General features: G+C 31.0%; 17 protein-coding genes. 9 read left to right on the forward strand and 8 right to left on the reverse strand.

The features are described from left to right. From EGM88_RS14685 to EGM88_RS14715, 7 genes are all read right to left on the reverse strand, one after another. On the reverse strand, nt 1-530 hold a 530-nt coding region (locus tag EGM88_RS14685), incomplete at its 3' end, for a hypothetical protein (RefSeq protein WP_148084095.1). A gap of 215 nt (nt 531-745) precedes the next feature. Continuing rightward, nucleotides 746-1,060 carry a hypothetical protein gene (locus EGM88_RS14690; RefSeq protein ID WP_123899177.1) on the reverse strand — a complete coding sequence of 105 codons (315 nt, stop codon included), beginning with the start codon at nt 1,058-1,060 and terminating at the stop codon, nt 746-748. Between the two features lie 138 nt (nt 1,061-1,198). Further along, complete coding sequence (locus tag EGM88_RS14695) at nt 1,199-3,403, reverse strand: PepSY domain-containing protein (RefSeq protein ID WP_123899178.1); 2,205 nt, start codon at nt 3,401-3,403, stop codon at nt 1,199-1,201. A gap of 141 nt (nt 3,404-3,544) precedes the next feature. Next, nucleotides 3,545-4,030: a DUF2271 domain-containing protein gene (locus EGM88_RS14700; protein ID WP_123899179.1), complete on the reverse strand. Its 486-nt coding sequence runs from the start codon at nt 4,028-4,030 to the stop codon at nt 3,545-3,547. Between the two features lie 63 nt (nt 4,031-4,093). After that, a complete protein-coding gene (locus EGM88_RS14705) occupies nt 4,094-5,578 on the reverse strand; it encodes an ankyrin repeat domain-containing protein (RefSeq protein ID WP_123899180.1) in 1,485 nt (494 codons plus the stop codon). A 57-nt stretch (nt 5,579-5,635) separates the two neighbouring features. Then, the gene (locus EGM88_RS14710) at nt 5,636-6,910 is read right to left on the reverse strand and encodes a hypothetical protein (RefSeq protein WP_123899181.1); all 1,275 of its coding nucleotides are present in this window, start codon (nt 6,908-6,910) and stop codon (nt 5,636-5,638) included. 16 nt (nt 6,911-6,926) lie between these two features. After that, nucleotides 6,927-9,347 (reverse strand): TonB-dependent receptor, encoded by a 2,421-nt coding sequence (locus tag EGM88_RS14715; protein ID WP_238988457.1) that lies wholly within the window; start codon nt 9,345-9,347, stop codon nt 6,927-6,929. A gap of 412 nt (nt 9,348-9,759) precedes the next feature. On the opposite strand from EGM88_RS14715, the gene panB reads away from it, so the two are divergent. The 9 genes from panB (at nt 9,760) to EGM88_RS14760 (ending at nt 19,220) form a co-directional block, all read left to right on the forward strand. Further along, nucleotides 9,760-10,578, forward strand: a complete 819-nt coding sequence (gene panB, locus EGM88_RS14720) for a 3-methyl-2-oxobutanoate hydroxymethyltransferase (protein ID WP_123899182.1) — start codon at nt 9,760-9,762, stop codon at nt 10,576-10,578. Between the two features lie 172 nt (nt 10,579-10,750). Beyond that, complete coding sequence (locus EGM88_RS14725) at nt 10,751-11,755, forward strand: AAA family ATPase (RefSeq protein ID WP_123899183.1); 1,005 nt, start codon at nt 10,751-10,753, stop codon at nt 11,753-11,755. 88 nt (nt 11,756-11,843) lie between these two features. Then, the gene (locus EGM88_RS14730) at nt 11,844-12,713 is read left to right on the forward strand and encodes a DUF58 domain-containing protein (RefSeq protein ID WP_123899184.1); all 870 of its coding nucleotides are present in this window, start codon (nt 11,844-11,846) and stop codon (nt 12,711-12,713) included. Beyond that, nucleotides 12,713-13,729 carry a BatD family protein gene (locus tag EGM88_RS14735; protein WP_238988458.1) on the forward strand — a complete coding sequence of 339 codons (1,017 nt, stop codon included), beginning with the start codon at nt 12,713-12,715 and terminating at the stop codon, nt 13,727-13,729. Before EGM88_RS14730 ends, EGM88_RS14735 begins: the two co-directional genes overlap by 1 nt. Next, nucleotides 13,713-14,717, forward strand: a complete 1,005-nt coding sequence (locus EGM88_RS14740; RefSeq protein ID WP_123899185.1) for a vWA domain-containing protein — start codon at nt 13,713-13,715, stop codon at nt 14,715-14,717. Before EGM88_RS14735 ends, EGM88_RS14740 begins: the two co-directional genes overlap by 17 nt. A gap of 62 nt (nt 14,718-14,779) precedes the next feature. Further along, a complete protein-coding gene (locus EGM88_RS14745; RefSeq protein WP_123899186.1) occupies nt 14,780-15,823 on the forward strand; it encodes a vWA domain-containing protein in 1,044 nt (347 codons plus the stop codon). A gap of 16 nt (nt 15,824-15,839) precedes the next feature. Next, entirely contained in the window at nt 15,840-16,655 is an 816-nt protein-coding gene (locus EGM88_RS14750) for a tetratricopeptide repeat protein (RefSeq protein WP_238988459.1), read from the forward strand. 44 nt (nt 16,656-16,699) lie between these two features. Next, nucleotides 16,700-18,466: a BatD family protein gene (locus EGM88_RS14755; RefSeq protein ID WP_123899188.1), complete on the forward strand. Its 1,767-nt coding sequence runs from the start codon at nt 16,700-16,702 to the stop codon at nt 18,464-18,466. Nucleotide 18,467: 1 nt separating this feature from the next. Continuing rightward, entirely contained in the window at nt 18,468-19,220 is a 753-nt protein-coding gene (locus EGM88_RS14760; protein WP_123899189.1) for a tetratricopeptide repeat protein, read from the forward strand. A gap of 1 nt (nt 19,221) precedes the next feature. Here the strand turns inward: EGM88_RS14760 and EGM88_RS14765 are convergent, their stop codons facing one another. Next, entirely contained in the window at nt 19,222-19,992 is a 771-nt protein-coding gene (locus EGM88_RS14765; protein ID WP_123899190.1) for a class I SAM-dependent methyltransferase, read from the reverse strand. Between the last annotated feature and the right edge of the window lie 53 nt (nt 19,993-20,045).

Below are 20,045 nucleotides of genomic sequence, written 5' to 3' on the forward strand. Positions count from 1 at the left end.
TCAAACTCAAAAAAATCTTTACTATCTTCAGTTAATAATTCTTTTTTAAAATAAATTGTTGAATCATTTCTACTATTTTCAATGCTAGAAATATCTAGTTTAAGAGTATCTTTTTGTTGTTGTAATTTTGACAATATGTTTGTATAATCACTACAATTTTTATCAATATTATTTAAAGAAACATTTGGGTAAGGTTTTAGTAATGAATCAATGGCTACAATAAATCTTCTTTTTGATCTTTCGTCTTTAATCTTGTTTATGAGGGAGTCAATTCTGGTAGAATCTTTTGAAGTGAATACATAGTTTAAACTATCAGGAGGGGGTGGTGGAAATACAGGTTCGATTGGCTTTGCTAAATCATTATATAGCAATGAGATAATTTTATAATTATTATTTTCTTCAACCGTATCATTATTTTTACTGCAAGATGATACGAGAACAATTAGTAGTATAAAGATACTATTTTTTAAACTGGTTCTATTCATTACAATTGTTGTTAAAGTCTGTAATGTGCCATTCCTTTTAATCATTCTTTAGAAAAGTTAAGTGATTTTAGAGTCATATATTAAGGCTACATGATTTCCTTCTAAGCAAGGATGAATAAATATAAGAAATTTTCTCCTTAGTGCTTATGACTCAGCATAATCGGGTACTAATTGAATATATTCAGTGGTAACGCCACATGTTTTAACCAAGAAAATAACGTGATTTTAGAAATTTATCCTCAAGCTAAGCCTTAATTATTTTAATTCTCTTTTGATTTATAAGGCAACTTATATCTTGGATGTGTAATGTATTCGTGCCAATTCCAAAATTTTAATGGATTAATTTTAAAAGTTCTATACAAAATGGAATCATTCGTGTTAAGATTTTCCTTTTCAAACTTTTCAAAACTGTTTACTGTATTTTGAAATTTTACTCCTTTCCATGGTATTTCAACACTTTTAAACTTATTTTGTTCCGTTGCAAAATTATATACTGGAAGTCCTTTAAAAACTGTTTTTAGCGATGTGTAATTTGAAGTAACAACTAACAGAATTAACAATCCTATAATTACCATTGTTTTTTTTCATAATTTTTGAAATTTAAAATTTATGGGCATGAATCAGTTTTGTATAAACCTGTCAAAGTTATTGTGTCGTTAATTTTTTCGAATATATTTAAGGAAGATAATGATACTTTGGAATAAAAACAAATCTTAATAACAATCCATCAATACAGTCCCTTTATTTTGGTAATAGCTTAATGGTTTGTTTAAGTGTTTTTTACAAATTTCATTGAGTGTATCCGTAACGTCTTTTTGCATGACTACTGATCCACAAATCATTATGACACCCTTGTTTTTAAGAATTTTGGCAATGTGTTCACTGTCCCTTTCTAATAAATGTTGCACATAAACCTTTTCCTCTTGCTCTTGAGATAATGCCAAGTGTAGTGATTGTAAGTTTCCATTGTTAATATAGGTTGCTACTTCTTTTTTATACAATTCAAATGAAGCTTTTGTGCGGCCGCCCCAATAGAGTTGTAAGACAGCTTTTTTGTTGTTTTCATGCATCATGCCTAAATAGGGGCCAATACCAGTTCCGGTAGCAATAAACACAGCGTTTTTTGCTTTTTTTGGGAGTCGGAAATCTTTATTTTTTACAATGCCACAAGTTAGTTTGTCGCCCACAGTAAGGTCATTAAGTTTATTGGAAACATAACCTCTATCGTGCAATTTTACACTAATTAAAATGGTGTTTCTATCCCATTTGCCAATAGAATAGAGACGTTCTCTCTGGTCTTTATCACTAGTAATTGATAGTAAATCTCCTGATTTGAACCTTACTTTACCCAAGGTAACCTTTAGCTGAATCAAAAAAGTGTTATCAGATTGTTTATTTGCTTTTGTGTTTTTTATAACTTCAAATGTATAGGTTTTTCGTTTCTTTTTTGAAAGTATCGCTTCAGGTAATCTTATCTCTAAATTTTCTTTTTCTTTCCACTTTAATAACCATTGGTTGAAAGATTCTAACGATTGATTATTAATAGTAAATACATCATCAATTTTGTTGCTATTTGGGTGAGCCTCCAACAACTCATCAACATCATAAGCATATTTACAAAAGTCAGGATAGGCTAAAGAGCCAAAACCAACAACAGAATAATCAAAGGGTTTGCCTTGTTGATGCGTTTGTAGTAATGCTTTAAATTTCTTAGCATTTGTAGGTGCTTCACCTGCACCGTAGGTTGCCGTCATTACCACCAAATGTTGCATGTTTTTGTAGCTGCTGTAGCTGTTCAATTCTGCTAAATACGACTTTTTACCAAGCCGTATTAATTCTGAATGTAGAGCATTGGCAAAGTAAAATGTATTTCCATTTTCTGATCCGATAAGTATTACGTACTCACAATCGTCTTTTTTATAACGATTTTTAATTCTTGATTTTCTACGTTGTAATGCAATACTAAATCCTGAATACATAAAAAATAATATGCCAATACATGCAAATAATAAGACAATACTCCATATAATACTAGCTTGCCCTGTGTGGAAGATAAGGCTATAGTAAGAAATAATGGCTGTAAACGGATAATTAACCTCGCTAACAATATTACCATTAAATTGATTTATTAATAGTTCTTTATCTTTTAATTGTAATAAAAAATAACTGTCAGGAAATTCAGCAAAAGGGAATTCTATTTTCCGGACATCAGATAACTTTGTGTTGTTGAAAATATCGAATTCCGATAATGGTAAAACAGGCTCTTCGGCAAATAGCGTATCTTCTTGATGTACTATTTTAGTTTTTGAAATTATAGAAAATTGCTCTAAAGAAAGATAAACTCCACTTATTGTGATTATAACAATTGGAATCAGTAACCATTTTCCGAAAAGGGTATGATAATACGGATTAAATTTTTCTTTGACTATTGGTTTAAAAAAGCCACGAAAGCCACCTTGTTTTTTAAAGATTAGAAAAATGCCCGTTATGCTAATTAAAAAAAGTAAAAAAGAGGTTAACCCAACAAAAAAACGACCAATACTTTTTAAAAATAACGAACGGTGTAAACTTGTAGCAAATTGAAATATAGGGTGTGTTTCAGTAGGTGTTCCTATATTTTTTCCAGTTAAAGGGTCAATATAAAAAATTTGATTATTGCCATCATCATCTATAACAGATGCGGTTACCCAATCATTTTTATCAATTTCTACAGAGATTATTTCAGAATAATTCTCACGAAGTGTTGTTGTAATTTCAGCCACTGAAATTTCATCTAAATTAGATATTGTTTGCTTTTGAACCCGATTGGAAATAGGTTCAAAAGCTAATATAATTCCTGTTAAGGAAGCCAATAAGATAAAAATAGAAGAAGATATAGCCAAAGCAAGATGACTATATCTCCAAATTGAAATGGTCATAATTTTAATTTATTGTCTTTACTTCTTTATGAATATATTTATACGAATTATTTTTAACTTGTTTTTACCACAAGGGACACAAAGGCAGTTCACAAAGGACACTATGAAAAAAACTGCTGACTACTACTGAATAGTGCAAACTCAATTTTGTGGCAACATGCGTATATATCTTATATAACCTGTGCCGTCTACCTTACTTTTTACACTCTCAGAAGTCAATTCAAAAGTGACATCATCAGCTACATATTTTTGATCTTCAACAGCAGTTTCAAAACGTATTTTATAGCCTTTATTTAGCTTGTCATCCTCTATTTTAATAACTTTTATGGTACGTTGGCCACCACTAATTGTAGCTCCAGTAATGGCGTCAATAGATTCAGAAGAATTCTCAAAATACGACCACCAATTTGTTAAATCGTGATACCATTCTTTGTCATCACCAATTACATTTAGGGTTTTAACATAGTTTCCTTCTGGATCTAAAAGAGAAACAACAATGTAAGCACCTTCACCTTCGTAATTTATAAGCTGAATCATACATTTGTAAGAAGTACTTTTAGAAATTGGACTGAGGGCAGTAAATGTTAGTATACTTACCAAACTTATTATAAATAATTTCAATTTCATGAGTAAATATTTATTGTTTTTATGGGTACAAGCCTTTTGTAAATTATATTAAACTTGTAAGAGTTATAATTTTAAAAATTCAATCTCTTTTTTATCTAAAAACTCATTCTCTAAAGCCAAGTCATAAGGAGATTCTTCAAAATCAGTTAAAACAGTTGGATTGGCTCCTAATTCAATTAGATGTTTAATTATTTTTGTATCAGTTGCTGTCATAGCAGCAATATGTAACGCAGTTAATCCATTACTATTTTTAGCATTTACATCAACCTTTAAATTACTTATTTTATCCAATAAATCGGTATCATTTTTGGTAACTGCTAAATGTAAAATGGTGTTGTTTTCTTTTTGAAGGTGCAACATATTCAACCCTTTTTTAGCTAATAAGTTCCATTTTTCTTCAAATTGTTTTTTGTTTCTTTTGGAATAAGAAGTGATAAGATAATAGGCAAGGTTATTATTGTTTTTATCAATAACATTAATATCAGCACCTTTATTAATTAAGAAGGCAACTGCTTCTAGTGAGTTATTTGCAACGGCATTGGTAAGTGCCGATTTTCCTTCTTTATTTTTAGCATTAATAGTTACATTTTTTGAAAGAAAATAGGTAATAACGTCTAAACTATTTCTTCCAGCGGAATTAATTAAAGCTGTATTTCCTTCATTATCAGCTTTGGTTGGGTCAACACCTTTTTCTATAAAATAATCAAATATGGCAACATTTTTATTACCTGCAGCTAATTTATGAATGGGGTTTATTCCTTGTTTATTTGTAATGTTAGGGTTAATACCTAAACTTTCTAAGTATTTAAAAAATGCTAAGTTGTTTCCGCCACCACGGCCAATTGTAGCAGCTTCCAAAAAAGCGTTACCACCGTCGGTATTGGTATCTTTATAAGAGATTCCTTTTTTTATCAATTGTTCAATAATATCTTTATTACCAGAACGAGCAGCATAGTCTATTGTATTTAGTCCGGCTTTATCAATATCAGAAAGTTTTAATCCTTTGTTTATAAAGTAATCTAGTTCGTTTAAAGTTTTTACTTTACCAATTAATTGATGTAAAGCATTGGCTCCTTTTGGATTGGTTTCGTTAATTGTAGCACCATTAGCTAACAGTAAATTGTAAAGTTTAGGATTTGTTTGACCACCACCAGCAGCGAAAAGTAACACAGAGCTCCCTTTATCATCAATTACATCAGTTTTAGCACCATTATCAATAAGATATTTCATTATTGATATATTTCCTTTCATAGCCGCCCAGAATAAATATGTCCGTCCGTCATGGGTAATTTTATTTACATCATTTCCTTCTAAACTAAGTAAGTATTTAATTACATTGTCAGGTGCATTGCCTAAAATGGCGTAAACTGTAGCATCAAAATTGTTAGGGTTTGATGTCGTAGCATTGTTACCAGCCTTAATTTGTTCTTGTACTTTTTTTAGGGTAACAGTCGGTTTCCAAAAATCTCTATTCCAAAAAATATTTGAATCTTGTGCAGTAATTGTACTGGCAACAAGTAATATAGTTAATGTAATTAATTTTTTCATAATGTGAGTTTAAAGATACTGCCCGATTTTAAAATCGGGCAGCGAAGATATTATTATTTAATAGATTCCTAAATAGAAAGAGTCCGCCCCACTATCAAGTTCGGCACCTTTTGTAAATCCGTCTGGTGATGTACTTTGAGGATCAAACATGTAAATATTTCCAGTTTCTCCAAGAGGAGCAATAGCCATATAAAAATTACCATCTTTTGCTAAAACACCAGATTGGTAATACCACATCCATAAATTTTCTGGTAAGTTTAGTTTTACTGCAGTTTTATTATATAAATCTATTCTAGCTACACCCCAAGGAGTTGTTGTGTCACTTCCAGAACCAACTGTAGCATCGTAAAAAGGAACATATCCAATACCATTACCTACATAATACCAACCGTTAGCTCCAACTTTAGTCATTCCTAAAGCAGATGATAAATCCAATTGGTACGAATTATCATAACTTCCGTTTTCTATTTTAATAATTTTAGCTGGTTCAGCTGTTAAATGATAAATAGCTCCTAATTCATCGGTGTGATAAACAGGTGCACGATAACCATATGTAGAACCTTGTGCAACTTCAGATTCTAGTAACATAGGGTTTTCTAAAGAAGGATAATCAACTACCAACGTGGTTGCTTTATAGTCAGTGGTATTAATATTTTCATCAGTATTAGGGTCGTAACCTCTTTTAGCTACGCCGTAATATGCTTTACCACCTTGGATGGTTGGGTTATCTATACGCCAAATATGTAAACCATCTTCTGTCTGAGGTAGTGCAAGTTCTGATTTTTCAGCCAAAGATAAATCAGCCAATTCAACACGTTGTAAAACAGCTGTAGCTTTGGTGTGTGTATAAACATCGTCTTCAAAAATATGTTCAGTTGTTATATTGTGAACAAGAGCTTCGTCTTCATTTAATACTGTCCATCTTGGGTATGCTGTACCCATTGCTATTTGTACATTAGTTTCTTCTAATTGAACATAATTAGATCCGCCTTGAATTTCATATTTATATAAAAAACCGCCACCATAACTGAGGTTATATAAATATTTACCTGATGGAGAACCATATATTCTTGCTGTACGTACTGAAGGTACTTCAAAACCTTCTCCATCAAATGAAATACTACCATTTGATAAATCTGTAAAAGCTTGTGCATAAGTACCAGAGTTGCCTTCTGAACTCACTCCAAAAGCTACGTTGTAAAACTCTTGATTTCCTACAGGAAATACTTCTTCCTGGGGGTCGTCGCTTGAGTCGCAACTCATAAATAATGAACCTGCTAGGGTTACTGATAATAGCAAAGATTTGCTTATTGATATTAAATTGGTTTTCATAATATTAATTTATATATTAAAATTTTGGTCTATAAGTCAATTTTACATAAAAAGCTCTACCAGGTTTTTGCATAGCCCAGTTGTCAAATGCTTGTTCGTTAGTAATGTTTTTGGCGTTAAAGCTTAAGGTAATTTTATTGTTAGGAGCTGTGTATGATGCTCCAATATCGTGTAAAGCTTGTGTTGGTATGTAAGCTTTTCCTGTGCTTGCATAACTTTCCCAATTTCTAAAAAATTCATGCGTGTATCCGAAATTATAGTTTATAGATAGTCTAGAATTTTCTTTGATAAAATCTGTAAACTTATATTCTACATAAGTATTAGAAGTGAGGTAGGGTGTATTTCGTAATCTATCACCATAATGGCCATATTCAACGCCATTATTATCATATTTTAAATTGTAACGAGCATTAAAATTTGAAAAATTTGTTGTTACAAATAAACGATTGTTGTAGTTGTATTTTAGCTCAACATCAAAACCTGAACTTTTAACTTTTCCTAGATTTTCATAGCCATAAGTATCAGAAATGCTATTGCTAATTCCTCTAATAATTAAATCTCTAATATCTCTTATAAAAAAGTTAGCTTCTAAATTAAAACTATGTTTTTTTAATAAGTAAGTACCTAAAAGAAAGCCTAAATTAAAGTTGTTAGCTGTTTCAGGTAATAAATCAATAGTAGGTTCAATACCGCTACTTGTATTCCCTAAAAGCTCTGAGTCTCCAGGCATTCTTACAGCTTTTTCTGCAGATGATAGTAAAGTAACTTTTGGTGAAAGAGCATAAGATATTGCAAATCCATAACCGTTAAAGTCAATTTTCTTTTCACTTGTTACAGCTATAATTTCATTGTTTTCTCTTAAGCGGTCTACTAGTTTTACATGTTGTTTGTAATATTTATAAAACAGATTTGTTTTTAACTTATTTTCAAAAAAATTGCTATTATATGTAAAACTGGTTATTTGTTTGGTTAGGTGCCGTGTATCAGATAAATCTTGTATTGATTCTGGACGTAAAGGATCGTTAACATCTCTGGTAAATCGGTTAAAGAAATAATTTACTCCTATTTCATGTTGAGGATGAAATTGATATGAAATACCAGTTCTGTTAGCAATAGTTACTTCTTTATTGTTTTCTAGAGTTGCATCTCCAGCTTCTCCACCATTGTTTTGCCAATTGATTGGATTACCATCATTATCTCTAATAATTTCGCCTAACCAGTTATACATCACCGGTACAGTATCTATTACTTTTCTGTTGGTGTGTGAATAGGATGTGAATGTTTTAACAGACAAGCCTTCGATAAAAATATCTTTTTTATTGTATTTTAAAGATACCATTTTACTATCGCGTTTGCTTCTTCTTTGACCATAGACGATGTCCATTGTTGGTCCAGTTTGTATGTCATTATCCATATCAGAAATCATTAATCCAAGGGTAATTTCGTCGACCCAAGTTTTTGAGGTATACCCAATATTGGCTTTAATTCCTTTAGATGCATAATCGTCGTGAAAACGTTCTGCTTTTACATAAGTTACTTTTCCTGTATTAGGATCAACAACGTAAACATTATCTCCCCAAACTTTATAGTTATTGTTTGTACTGTTATAAAATGTTGAAAAATCTACATTAAAATTTGTTTCAGGGTTTCTATATCCAGCATCAACATTTAGTTGATGGGTGTTAAATGAACCATAAGAATAAGAAGCACTTAAGTGATTGCCAATGCTTTTTTTAAGAACAATATTTATACCACCACCTAATGCGTCTTCAGATAAATGTGCAGGTAAAACGCCTTTGTACGTTTCAATTCTTTCTATCATGGCAGGTGGAATGCTTGATAAAGAAAAAGATTCACCATAATTTCTAATTGGAATTCCGTCAATAAATATGCGAACAGAATTACCTGTAAGGCCATTTAAATTAAAGTGGGTGTGTGAGCCAAGCCCGCCTGTTTGACGAATTTTAACGCCTGAAGTTCTATTTAAAAGCTCTGTCGATTGTAAATTTTGAATAGCCATTTCTTGAGTATTTACAACATCTATGGCGTATCCCTTTTCTTTAATTATTTTTCCTTTTGATTTACTAACCACCGTTACATCATCAAGAGCAACACCCTGATCGTTTTCTAGAACTATTGTGATATGATCAGATTTAACAGTTAAATCAACATTTATGTAGATGCCTTCAGCTTCAAATGTTTTTATGAATACTGAGTACTTTCCTGGAGGTATGTCAGAAAAGATAAAGTTTCCGTTTTCGTCTGTATAGGTGCTTTTGTTAATTTTTTTAATATAGATTAAAGCCATATCTACTGGGGCTCCACTTTTATAGGTTACTTTACCTGAAAGGCTCATAAGATTATCATTGTCTGTTGTAAGACCAAAACTGTTTAAACAGATAAAAATAGACAGGTATAGTAGTTGTAATGTTTTCAATTCTTATTTAGATTAATTACAAATAAGGTGCAAATATATAATTTATTATTATTTAGACTGAATATAAATAATAATTTTTTCTCTTTTTTTAATTTTTAATAGTTTCAAAAGTTTGTACGGTTTTGAAGCGGTATTGAGAGGTTTATATGTAAAAAAAGTAATCTTATTTTTTTAGTGCTGAAATTCAGTAGTTTATTGTTTTATAACAATGGGTGTATCTTATACTAAACTAATAAACCAGATTGGTGAAAATTTTAGTTTTTAGGATTCTTAATTTTTTCTCTTTTAGCTATTATTATTCAAAAATTTCAAATCTTAAATCTTTTTTTATACTTATTTTTGATGCAGAATTAACAATACTCTATAAATTGTAAAATTGTCGTATTTATTTATAGATATCAAACCTTAAAAAATGTCAACAGCAAAAAAAGTTTATAAGAGAGTTACAACAAAATCTTTAGTAGAGATGAAGCGTAACAATAGAAAAATTGCCATGCTTACAGCTTATGATTATACCATGGCAAAAATTATTGATAACGCTGGTATAGATGTAATTTTAGTTGGAGATTCTGCATCTAACGTTATGGCGGGTCATGAAACCACATTGCCTATTACTTTAGATCAGATGATTTACCATGCTTCTTCAGTAATACGAGCTGTTGAGCGGTGTTTAGTAGTTGTAGATTTGCCTTTTGGTAGTTATCAAGGAAACTCAAGAAATGCATTAGAATCCGCTATAAGAATAATGAAAGAATCTGGTGCACATTCAATAAAAATTGAAGGCGGTAAAGAAATTTCTGAATCCATAACTAGAATCCTTTCTGCTGGTATTCCAGTAATGGGGCATTTAGGGTTAACACCACAATCCATTTATAAATTTGGAACCTATAGTGTAAGAGCAAAAGAAGACGAAGAGGCAGAAAAACTTAAAGAAGATGCTAAATTGTTAGAAGAATTAGGATGTTTTGCTTTGGTTTTAGAGAAGGTTCCTGCAAAATTAGCTAAAGAAGTAGCTGAAAGTATAAGTATTCCAGTTATAGGAATAGGTGCAGGAGGCGGTGTTGATGGTCAAGTTTTAGTAACTCATGATATGTTAGGCATGAATCATGAATTTAGCCCACGTTTTTTACGTAGATATTTAGATTTATACAGTGAAATGGATGGAGCATTAAAGAATTATATCAATGATGTGAAATCGGGTGATTTTCCAAATGATGAAGAACAGTATTAGTATTAATGTTTTTATATACTTAAACAAAACTTTAACATTTTTAGAATAATCAACTTAAATTATTCCCAATTTCTTTTGTATCCCTTTATTTTAACCAAATTTTAACAACTTAGCCTTTGTTGAAATGCTAAGTTTGTTATCGAAAAAAATAGTTATAATTTTAAATTAGCGAATGGAAGAATTAAACCCAACTGTTGACATTAGAGCCATCAACGATAAAATTGAAAAGCAAAGTGCCTTTATTGACTTGTTAACGCTAGAAATGAAAAAGGTTATCGTTGGTCAGAAGCACATGGTGGAACGTTTATTGATTGGTTTATTAGGGAATGGACACATTTTGTTAGAAGGTGTTCCTGGACTTGCCAAGACCTTAGCAATTAATACGCTAGCCAAAGCTGTAAAAGGTTCATTTAGTAGGGTTCAGTTTACACCCGATTTGTTGCCGGCCGATGTTGTTGGTACGATGATTTATAACATGAAAGAGAATGATTTCTCTATCAAAAAAGGACCAATTTTTGCAAACTTTGTTTTGGCAGATGAGATTAATAGAGCTCCAGCCAAAGTTCAATCAGCTTTGTTAGAAGCCATGCAAGAACATCAAGTTACTATCGGTGAAACCTCATTTAAACTTCCAGAGCCATTTTTGGTAATGGCTACTCAAAACCCAATAGAACAAGAAGGAACCTATCCTTTACCGGAAGCTCAAGTGGATCGTTTTATGTTAAAAACAGTTATTGACTATCCTAAACAAGCGGAAGAACAGTTAATAATGCGGAATAACTTAAGTGGAAACTTTGAAAAAGTTAATCCCATTGTTACTTTAGAAGAAATACTAACAGCCAGAGAAGCTGTTAAGGAGGTTTATATGGATGAGAAAATTGAAAAATATATACTTGATATTGTTTTCGCAACCCGTTCTCCAGAAGACTTTAGACTACCTGACTTAAAACAATTAATTAGCTATGGGGCTTCACCAAGAGGTAGTATTAACTTAGCTATGGCATCTAAATGTTACGCTTTTATTAAACATAGAGGTTATGTAATTCCAGAAGATGTTAGAGCTGTTGTACATGATGTACTTCGTCATAGAGTTGGTATTACTTATGAAGCTGAAGCGGAAAACATCACCTCAATTGATGTTATTAATAAAATTGTAAACGAAGTAGAAGTACCTTAAAATAAGTCTTCAGTTTGCAGTCATCAATTATTTTGACTGTCAACTTATGGCTGCTGACTGAAGACTGTCAACTGCAGACCGAAAAAAAGTGGATACTAAAGAAATACTAAAAAAAGTTCGAAAAATTGAGATTAAGACACGTAGGTTGTCTGATCATATATTTTCAGGAGAATACCATAGCTCCTTTAAAGGGAGAGGTATGACTTTTTCTGAAGTACGCCAATACCAATTTGGTGATGATATTCGCTCTATTGATTGGAATGTAACTGCTCGATATCACGAACCCTTTGTTAAAGTTTTTGAAGAAGAAAGAGAATTAACCATGGTATTGATGGTTGATGTTAGTGGGTCTGAGTTTTTTGGTACAATAGAACAGTTTAAGCGTGAAACCATCACAGAAATTAGTGCAACTTTAGCCTTTTCAGCAATACAGAATAACGATAAGGTAGGGTTACTTTTATTTTCTGATGAAATAGAACTTTTTATTCCTCCTAAAAAAGGTAAAACACATGTTTTACGGATTATTAGAGAATTAATTGAGTTTACACCAAAAAGTAAAAAAACAGATATTAATCAGGCTTTAAGATATTTATCTAATGTAATGAAGAAAAAGGCTATCGTTTTTATGTTATCTGATTTTATGGATGATGATTATGATAATGCCTTAAAAATTGTAGCTAGAAAACATGATGTAACTGGAATAAGGGTTTATGATCGTTTTGAAGAGAATTTACCTTCATTAGGTATGGTGCCTATGTTAGATGCGGAAACAGGAAAAACACTTTTGGTAAATACATCCTCAAAAAAAATAAGAAATAATTATAGATCACATTACTTAAAAGCTGTTGATCAGTTTGAAAATACTTTTAGAAAAAGTGGTGCAGGAATCATCAATACACGTATTGATGAAAGTTATGTAAAGAAATTATTAGGATATTTTAAACGTAAAGGAGCTTAGTGAATAAAAAAGATAACATAATTGTAAAAAAAATTCCATTATTGAAGCATGTTTCTGAATCTTTTAACACAGGTTTAAAAGGAATAAAAGGGGTATTTTTTACCTTATTTTTACTAGTCACTTTTATAACTAATGCCCAAATTAAAGAGCCTTTAGAACCTAAAGTATCTGTAAAAGCAGATACTACAAAAATTAGAATAGGAGAACAAATTAACTATCAAATTACGGTAGAAAATGTTGAAACAGGAGTCACTTTTCCTGAGTTAAAATTAGACCCTACAGGTAAAATTGAAGTAGTAGAAGATTTAAACATAGACACATTAAAAAATAGACTAGTTAGAAAGTACCTATTAACAAGTTTTGATAGTGGAAGTTATACTATTCCACAGCAAAAAATTACTGTTTGGAGTCAAGAGTATTTGACAGATTCAATTAAGGTTGATGTTGCTACTGTAGCGGTAGACACCTTAAAACAAAATATGTATCCAATAAAGGCAGTTCAAGATGAACCGTATACTTTTGACGATTTTAAAAATTACTTATGGTGGCTATTAGGCATTTTACTTGTGCTTGCAATTGTGTTGTATTTTGTCTTTAGAAAGAAAAAAACAATAGAAGAGATTGAAGCTAAAATTCCACCTTACGATTTGGCTTTAAAACGCCTAAAAGAACTGGATAATAAACAGCTATGGCAAAAAAATAAAATAAAACAGTATTATGTAGAGTTGACGGATATTGTTAGATCGTACATAGAACGTGAATTAAATATACCAGCATTAGAATCAACCACTAATGAATTAATGGAAACCATTACTGATTTTAATAAATCGAGTTCATTAGATATTCCTGATACAACTTTAAAAAAGTTACAAAAATTGCTAAAAGATGCTGATTTAGTCAAGTTTGCAAAGTACGTTCCTTTATCAAATGAAATAGAGTTGCATAGAAATGATGCAGGAGAATTGATTGAAGTTTTACACCCTAAAACAAAGAAAGAAGATGAAGCTGTGGAATAACTTAGAACTTACAAATCCTGAATTTTTGTGGTTATTCTTGCTGATACCATTATTGGCAATTTGGTACTTTTTTGTACGTAAAAAGGACAAAGCAACATTAACCATTTCAAGTGTTAAAGGGTTTAAAGAAACTTCAGTTTTGGCAAAATTAAAACCAATGTTGTATGTGTTACGATTGTTAGCATTATCTGCACTGATATTGGCAATGGCAAGACCCAGAAATGTTGAAGTTAGTACAAAAACAAAAACTACAAGTGGTATTGATATTGTTATGGCAATTGATATTTCTGCAAGTATGTTGGCTAAAGATTTACGTCCAAATCGTTTGGAAGCCCTAAAAGTTGTTGCTAAAGATTTTGTAAATCAAAGACCTAATGATAGAATTGGAATTGTAGTTTATGCTGGTGAGAGTTTTTCGCAAACTCCTATTACTAGTGATAAACGGATTGTTCTCAACTCTATTGACAGATTAAATTGGGGAGATTTAGATGGAGGTACAGCTATAGGAATGGGATTAGGTTCTGCAGTAAACAGATTAAAAGATAGTAAATCTTCAAGTAAGGTTATTATTCTATTGACAGATGGAGTTAATAATTCAGGATTTATAGATCCGAAAACAGCAACAGAACTTGCTAAAGAGTTAAATATTAAAGTGTATACGATTGGAATAGGAACCAATGGAACGGCAGAATTTCCGGTAGCAAGAGATATTGATGGACGCTTAATTTTTAGAATGCAACCTGTAGAAATTGATGAAGCTTTGTTAAAATATATTGCAAATGAAACGGAAGGAAAATATTTTAGAGCAACAAATAATGAAAAGCTAGAGTCAATTTATGATGAAATTAATAAATTAGAAAAAACAGAAATAGAAGAGTTTAAATACTATAATTACCAAGAGAAATATCGTCCATTAGTTTTATTGGGAGGCTTTTTGGTTTTGTTTGAAATGCTATTGCGTTATACAGTATTTAGAAGTTTTATTTAGTATATAAATTGGCCAAACATAATTAAAGAAACGGTTAAACAACTATTAAATCCATTATTAGAGTGTATCAATTAGAAGAAAAGACATATTTTTATTACTTCACTGTTATTGCAGTGCTTTTCTTGGCGTATTTGTTTGTTTCATTATGGAAAAAACGCAAGCAAAGATTATTTGCTGATAGTGGTTTGTTGGAGAAATTAAGTCCAGAAATATCGCCATTTAAATCGTTTTTTAAGACATTAATGGTTGCATTAGCATTGTCTTTTTTAATTATTGCTTTGGTAAATCCTAAAATGGGAACAAAACTTAAAACAATTACAAGAGAAGGAGTAGATGTTGTTTTTGCATTAGATGTTTCTAAGAGTATGTTGGCGGAAGATGTAGCACCGAATAGATTAGAAAAATCTAAACAAATTATTTCAAGAATTATTGATAAGTTGGGTAGTGATAGAGTTGGAATAATTATTTATGCGGGTAATGCTTATCCTTTATTGCCCATTACTACAGATCAGGCTGCTGCTAAAATGTTTTTACAAAATGCTGATCCAGATATGGTTTCTTCGCAAGGAACCGCTATCAACGAAGCTTTAAAACTAGGTAAAAGTTATTTTGATGATGATGAACAAACCAATAGGTATCTAATTTTACTTTCTGATGGTGAAGATCATGAAGAAAACGTAAGTTATATTGCTGAAGAGGCTACTAAAGAAGGCGTTAAAATATTTACAATAGGTATTGGAAATGCAGATGGAGGACCAATTCCAGTAAAAAGAAATGGTACTCTGGTTGGGTATAAAAAAGATAGGGAAGGAGAAGTAGTAATTACAAGGATGAATGACGAAACTTTGAAAAAGATTGCAACTGAAGGAAATGGAGAATATATTTATGGAGGAAATACTACAGAAACCGTTGATTATATTAACGATTTGCTCTTAAAAGCAGATAAAAAGGAATTTGAAACCAAACAGTTTTCTGATTTTAAAGACCAATTTCAATGGTTTTTAGGTTTAGGTATTTTGTTTTTAGTCTTTGATGCCTTAATGTTTAATAAAAAAACAAAATGGATTCAAAAACTTAATTTGTTTAACGAACGAAAAGAAAAATAGGATGAAGAGGATTTTAATGATTATTATACTAGTACAAAGTATAGCTGTTTTCGCTCAAAAAGAAGATGAACAGCCAAAGGTTGAAAAAGAGGTAAAGGAGTTAATCAGATCTGGTAATGAATTGTATGAACAACAAAATTATGTTGAAGCGGAAGCTAATTATAAAAAAGCCTTAGAACAGAATCCAAATTATGAAAAAGCTAGTTATAATTTAGGGAATGCTATTTATCAACAAAATAAATATAAAGAAGCTTTACCCATGTATGAATTGGTTTCAAAAACCGCTAAAGATAAATTGACCAAAGCAGAATCTTTTCATAATATAGGCAATGCATTATTAAAAGAAAAGCAATATGCACAAGCCATTGAAGCTTATAAAAATGCTTTACGTAATAACTCTAAAGATGATGAAACACGTTATAATTTAGCATTGGCTCAGAAATTATTGAAAAACGAGCAAAATCAGAAAGAAGACGATAACGAAAATAAAGACAAGGATAAGAAGCAGAATGATAAAAATGAAGACAAGGATAAAGAGAATAAGGATAATAAAGACGAAAACGATAAAAATAAAGATAAGGATAAAGACAATAAAGGAGATAACAAAGATGATAAAAAGGACGATAATAAAGATCAGAACAAGGATAAAAACCAAGACCAAGGCGATAATGATAAAGATGAAAAACAACCAAAACCAAATCCTAGTCAGTTATCGCCACAGCAAGTTAAGCAACTGTTAGAAGCCATGAATAATGAAGAGAACAAAACGCAGAAAAAAATAAATGCAAAAAAATCTAAAGGGAAAAAAGTAAAACAAGAAAAAGATTGGTAATACTGTTTGTACTAAGCTATCTTTTCTAATGAAATTAAAAGTAAATGTTTAAAAAAGTAAACATATTAGTAGTATTTCTTACACTAAGTCAATCTATACTTGCTCAAGAAACTTCATTTAAGGCTACTGTAAGTAAAGATAGATTGGGTGTAAATGAACGTTTGCGTATTACTTTTACCATTAATAAACAAGGTGGGGATAATTTTACACCTCCAGATTTTAAAGATTTTAAGGTATTAGCAGGGCCAATGCAATCCACAAGTTTTTCATCATTTAATGGTAAAAAGTCTTTTGAAATGGCCTATTCATATACGCTTGAACCGAAAAGAAAAGGAACCATAGTAATTCCTTCTGCTAGTATTGAATTGGATGATACTATTATAAAAACCAATACCGTAAAAATAACAGTTACCGATGCGGTTGAAATTCCTAAAGATCCCAATGATCCTAAGTATATAGCTTCACAAAATATTCATTTGGTTGCAGAGGTTTCAAATTCTAATCCTTATGTTGGTGAAAGTATATCTGTGGTGTATAAAATTTATGTTGACGTTAATAAGGTTAATGTTAGAAATTACCGAGAAACGGAGTCACCGTCTTTTAATGGTTTTTGGAGTCAAAATATTGAAGTAAATCAATCAGACTCTAAAGAAGGTACGTTTCAAGGAAGAACACATCGTTATGCAATATTGCGTAAGGTAGTGTTAATTCCACAGAAATCAGGTAAACTAACCATAAGTCCTTTAGAAATGGAAATTGGAGCTGGAGTGCCTACTGGTAGACGAGATTTATTTGGAAATATGATGACTAGAAATTTTAATTTTACAGCTACAACAGGAGAGCGTATAATTAATGTTAAGCCATTGCCTACCGAAAATCAGCCTATTGACTTTACAGGAGCTGTTGGAGATTTTAATTTTAGAGTTTCTACCAATAAAAATGAATTAAAGGCTAATGATGTTGCTCAAATTAAAGTAGAAATTTCAGGTAAAGGAAACCTTAAAATGCTGGTGATGCCAAAAATTGAAACACCATCAGGTCTCGAAAAGTATGAACCTGAACACAAAGAAAGTATAAGGGCTTCTTTAAGTGGGTTTTCAGGAACTATTTCTGATGAATATACTGTTGTACCTCAATTTAGAGGTAAATATAAAATTCCGCCAACAACCTTTTCTTATTTTAGTTTAAAAGATAAAGCGTATAAAACTATTACTTCAGATGCTATAATTATTAATGCTCCAGAAGGTAAAGAAGCAACGGATGGTAATGTAGTAACTACAACTAAAAGAAATGTTATTAGCAACGCACAAGATATTCATTTTATAAGTACAAGTGCTGATTTAACGCCAAGAATTACTTCGAAAGATTTTTTTAAATCTAACTTGTTTTATCTGTTGATGATTATTCCGCTATTGTCTATTCCGTTAGGAATTTTTATTGGATATAGAAAACAAAAACGTGATAGTGATATTGTTGGAAATAAACGTCGTAAAGCGGACAGGTTGGCTAAAAAGTATTTATCAGAAGCTAAAAAACAACTAGGTAATAAAGAGAATTTTTATGAAGCTTTAGAAAAAGCCTTGCATAATTATTTAAAAGCTAAATTACAGGTTGAAACAACTGATATTAGTAAAGATAAAATTAGAGAAATTCTATTAGATCGTAATGTAGATGAAAGTACTATTAATGAGTTTATAAAAGTATTTGACAGTTGTGATTATGCTCGTTATACACCAACAACTAATGTTATGATGCAGCAAGAATATGAAACCGCTAGAAAGGTGATTGTTAAAATAGATAAACAATTATAAGATGAAAAATATTGTTTTAGTTATATTGTTATTATCTTCTACAGGTGTTTTTGCAGCACAAGTAGACAGCTTATTTATGCGAGCCAATAAATTATATCAGAACGAAAAATATAGTGAGGCTTTAGAACTTTATAAAGAAATTGAAAAGCATAATATAACTTCAGATGACGTCTTATATAATATTGCAAACACGTATTATAAAATGAATAAAGTGGCTCCTGCTATTTATTATTATGAGAAAGTGTTGCAACAAAGTCCTAATCATGCTGATGCTAAATTTAATTTGGCTTTTGCACAACGTATGACTTTAGATAATATAGAACCATTACCGAAAACAATATGGCAAAAAATAAACGATAGTATTATTTTAAAATTTAGCTATAATACTTGGGCGTGGATAGCGGTTAGCTTATCTTTTTTATTTGCCGTATTATTTTTATTATATCACTTTTCGTATAGTACAGCAAGCAAACGTTTTTATTTTGCCTCAAGCTTTATTAGTGCTTTTCTGACGGTTTTAATGATTGCAATAGCTTATCAAAATTATAAGTATGTAAAGTCAAATCAAGAAGCTATAGTTTTTGCTCAACAAACAGAGGTGAAAACGGCACCAACGGTTTCTAGTGAAGTTAGTTTCGAATTGCACGAAGGTACAAAAGTAAAAGTATTGGAAAGTCTGGATAACTGGAAAAAAATTAAAATAGCCGACGGTAAAATTGGCTGGATTGTGGCAGATGATATTAAAGAGTTATAGGTTACTTTATACACACTGGCAATATCTCATCTTTCATCAAACGGTATTTATCTATTTGTTCTGTAGATAATTTTTCTGAATAATTAATTTCTTTTACTCCAAACCCAACAGCTCTTAATCGATCAAAATAATCACTTCCATAAACGCGAACGTGATCATATTGTCCAAAATGTTTAGCTCGTTCTTCAGGAGAGGTAATACTGAAATCTTCATAAGTAGTTTTACGTGAATAATCTTGTGGAATTTGAAATATTCCCATTCCTCCAGGTTTTAATACTCTATAGAGTTCTTGCATTGCCTTTTTATCGTCTTGGATGTGTTCTAAGACATGATTGCATAATATGACATCAAAACTATCATTGTCAAAAGGAAGATCGCAGATATCAGCTTTAACATCAACAATAGGCGAGTAGAGGTCTGCCGTGATAAGCTCTATATGTTTTAATTTTTTAAAACGTTTTAAAAAGCATTGTTCAGGTGCCATGTGCAACACCTTTTTAGGTTTTGAATTGTCAAAAAAATCCGTTTCGTTTTGCAAATATAACCAGAGAAGTCTATGACGTTCTAAAGATAGTGTACTTGGTGAAAGTACATTAGGGCGTTGAGTGCCATATCCGTAAGGCAAAAATTTTCTAAAACTTTTGCCGTCTATAGGATCTGTATAAGTTGAACCTTTTAAATAAAGAGCAAATAAAGGACGAACCCAATAGCTTATTTTAATTAATATGGGTCTGGGAATAGTGTTGAGTATATATTTAAAAAGTTGCAATATCGGTCAGGTTCTAAAACTATTTTAGTTTTTTACTAGTAAATCAATTTTATTTA

Origin of the sequence: Aureibaculum marinum (assembly GCF_003813905.1) — a bacterium.
Taxonomy (GTDB): Bacteria; Bacteroidota; Bacteroidia; order Flavobacteriales; family Flavobacteriaceae; genus Aureibaculum; species Aureibaculum marinum.

What these genes read in the sequence shown, in the direction of transcription:
- EGM88_RS14740 (WP_123899185.1), top strand. Translation starts at nt 13,713, where the DNA reads ATGAAGCTGTGGAATAACTTAGAACTTACAAATCCTGAATTTTTGTGG.
- EGM88_RS14750 (WP_238988459.1), top strand. Translation starts at nt 15,840, where the DNA reads ATGATTATTATACTAGTACAAAGTATAGCTGTTTTCGCTCAAAAAGAA.
- EGM88_RS14755 (WP_123899188.1), top strand. Translation starts at nt 16,700, where the DNA reads ATGTTTAAAAAAGTAAACATATTAGTAGTATTTCTTACACTAAGTCAA.
- EGM88_RS14690 (WP_123899177.1), bottom strand. Translation starts at nt 1,060, where the DNA reads ATGGTAATTATAGGATTGTTAATTCTGTTAGTTGTTACTTCAAATTAC.
- panB (WP_123899182.1), top strand. Translation starts at nt 9,760, where the DNA reads ATGTCAACAGCAAAAAAAGTTTATAAGAGAGTTACAACAAAATCTTTA.
- EGM88_RS14700 (WP_123899179.1), bottom strand. Translation starts at nt 4,030, where the DNA reads ATGAAATTGAAATTATTTATAATAAGTTTGGTAAGTATACTAACATTT.
- EGM88_RS14725 (WP_123899183.1), top strand. Translation starts at nt 10,751, where the DNA reads ATGGAAGAATTAAACCCAACTGTTGACATTAGAGCCATCAACGATAAA.
- EGM88_RS14705 (WP_123899180.1), bottom strand. Translation starts at nt 5,578, where the DNA reads ATGAAAAAATTAATTACATTAACTATATTACTTGTTGCCAGTACAATT.
- EGM88_RS14760 (WP_123899189.1), top strand. Translation starts at nt 18,468, where the DNA reads ATGAAAAATATTGTTTTAGTTATATTGTTATTATCTTCTACAGGTGTT.
- EGM88_RS14710 (WP_123899181.1), bottom strand. Translation starts at nt 6,910, where the DNA reads ATGAAAACCAATTTAATATCAATAAGCAAATCTTTGCTATTATCAGTA.
- EGM88_RS14695 (WP_123899178.1), bottom strand. Translation starts at nt 3,403, where the DNA reads ATGACCATTTCAATTTGGAGATATAGTCATCTTGCTTTGGCTATATCT.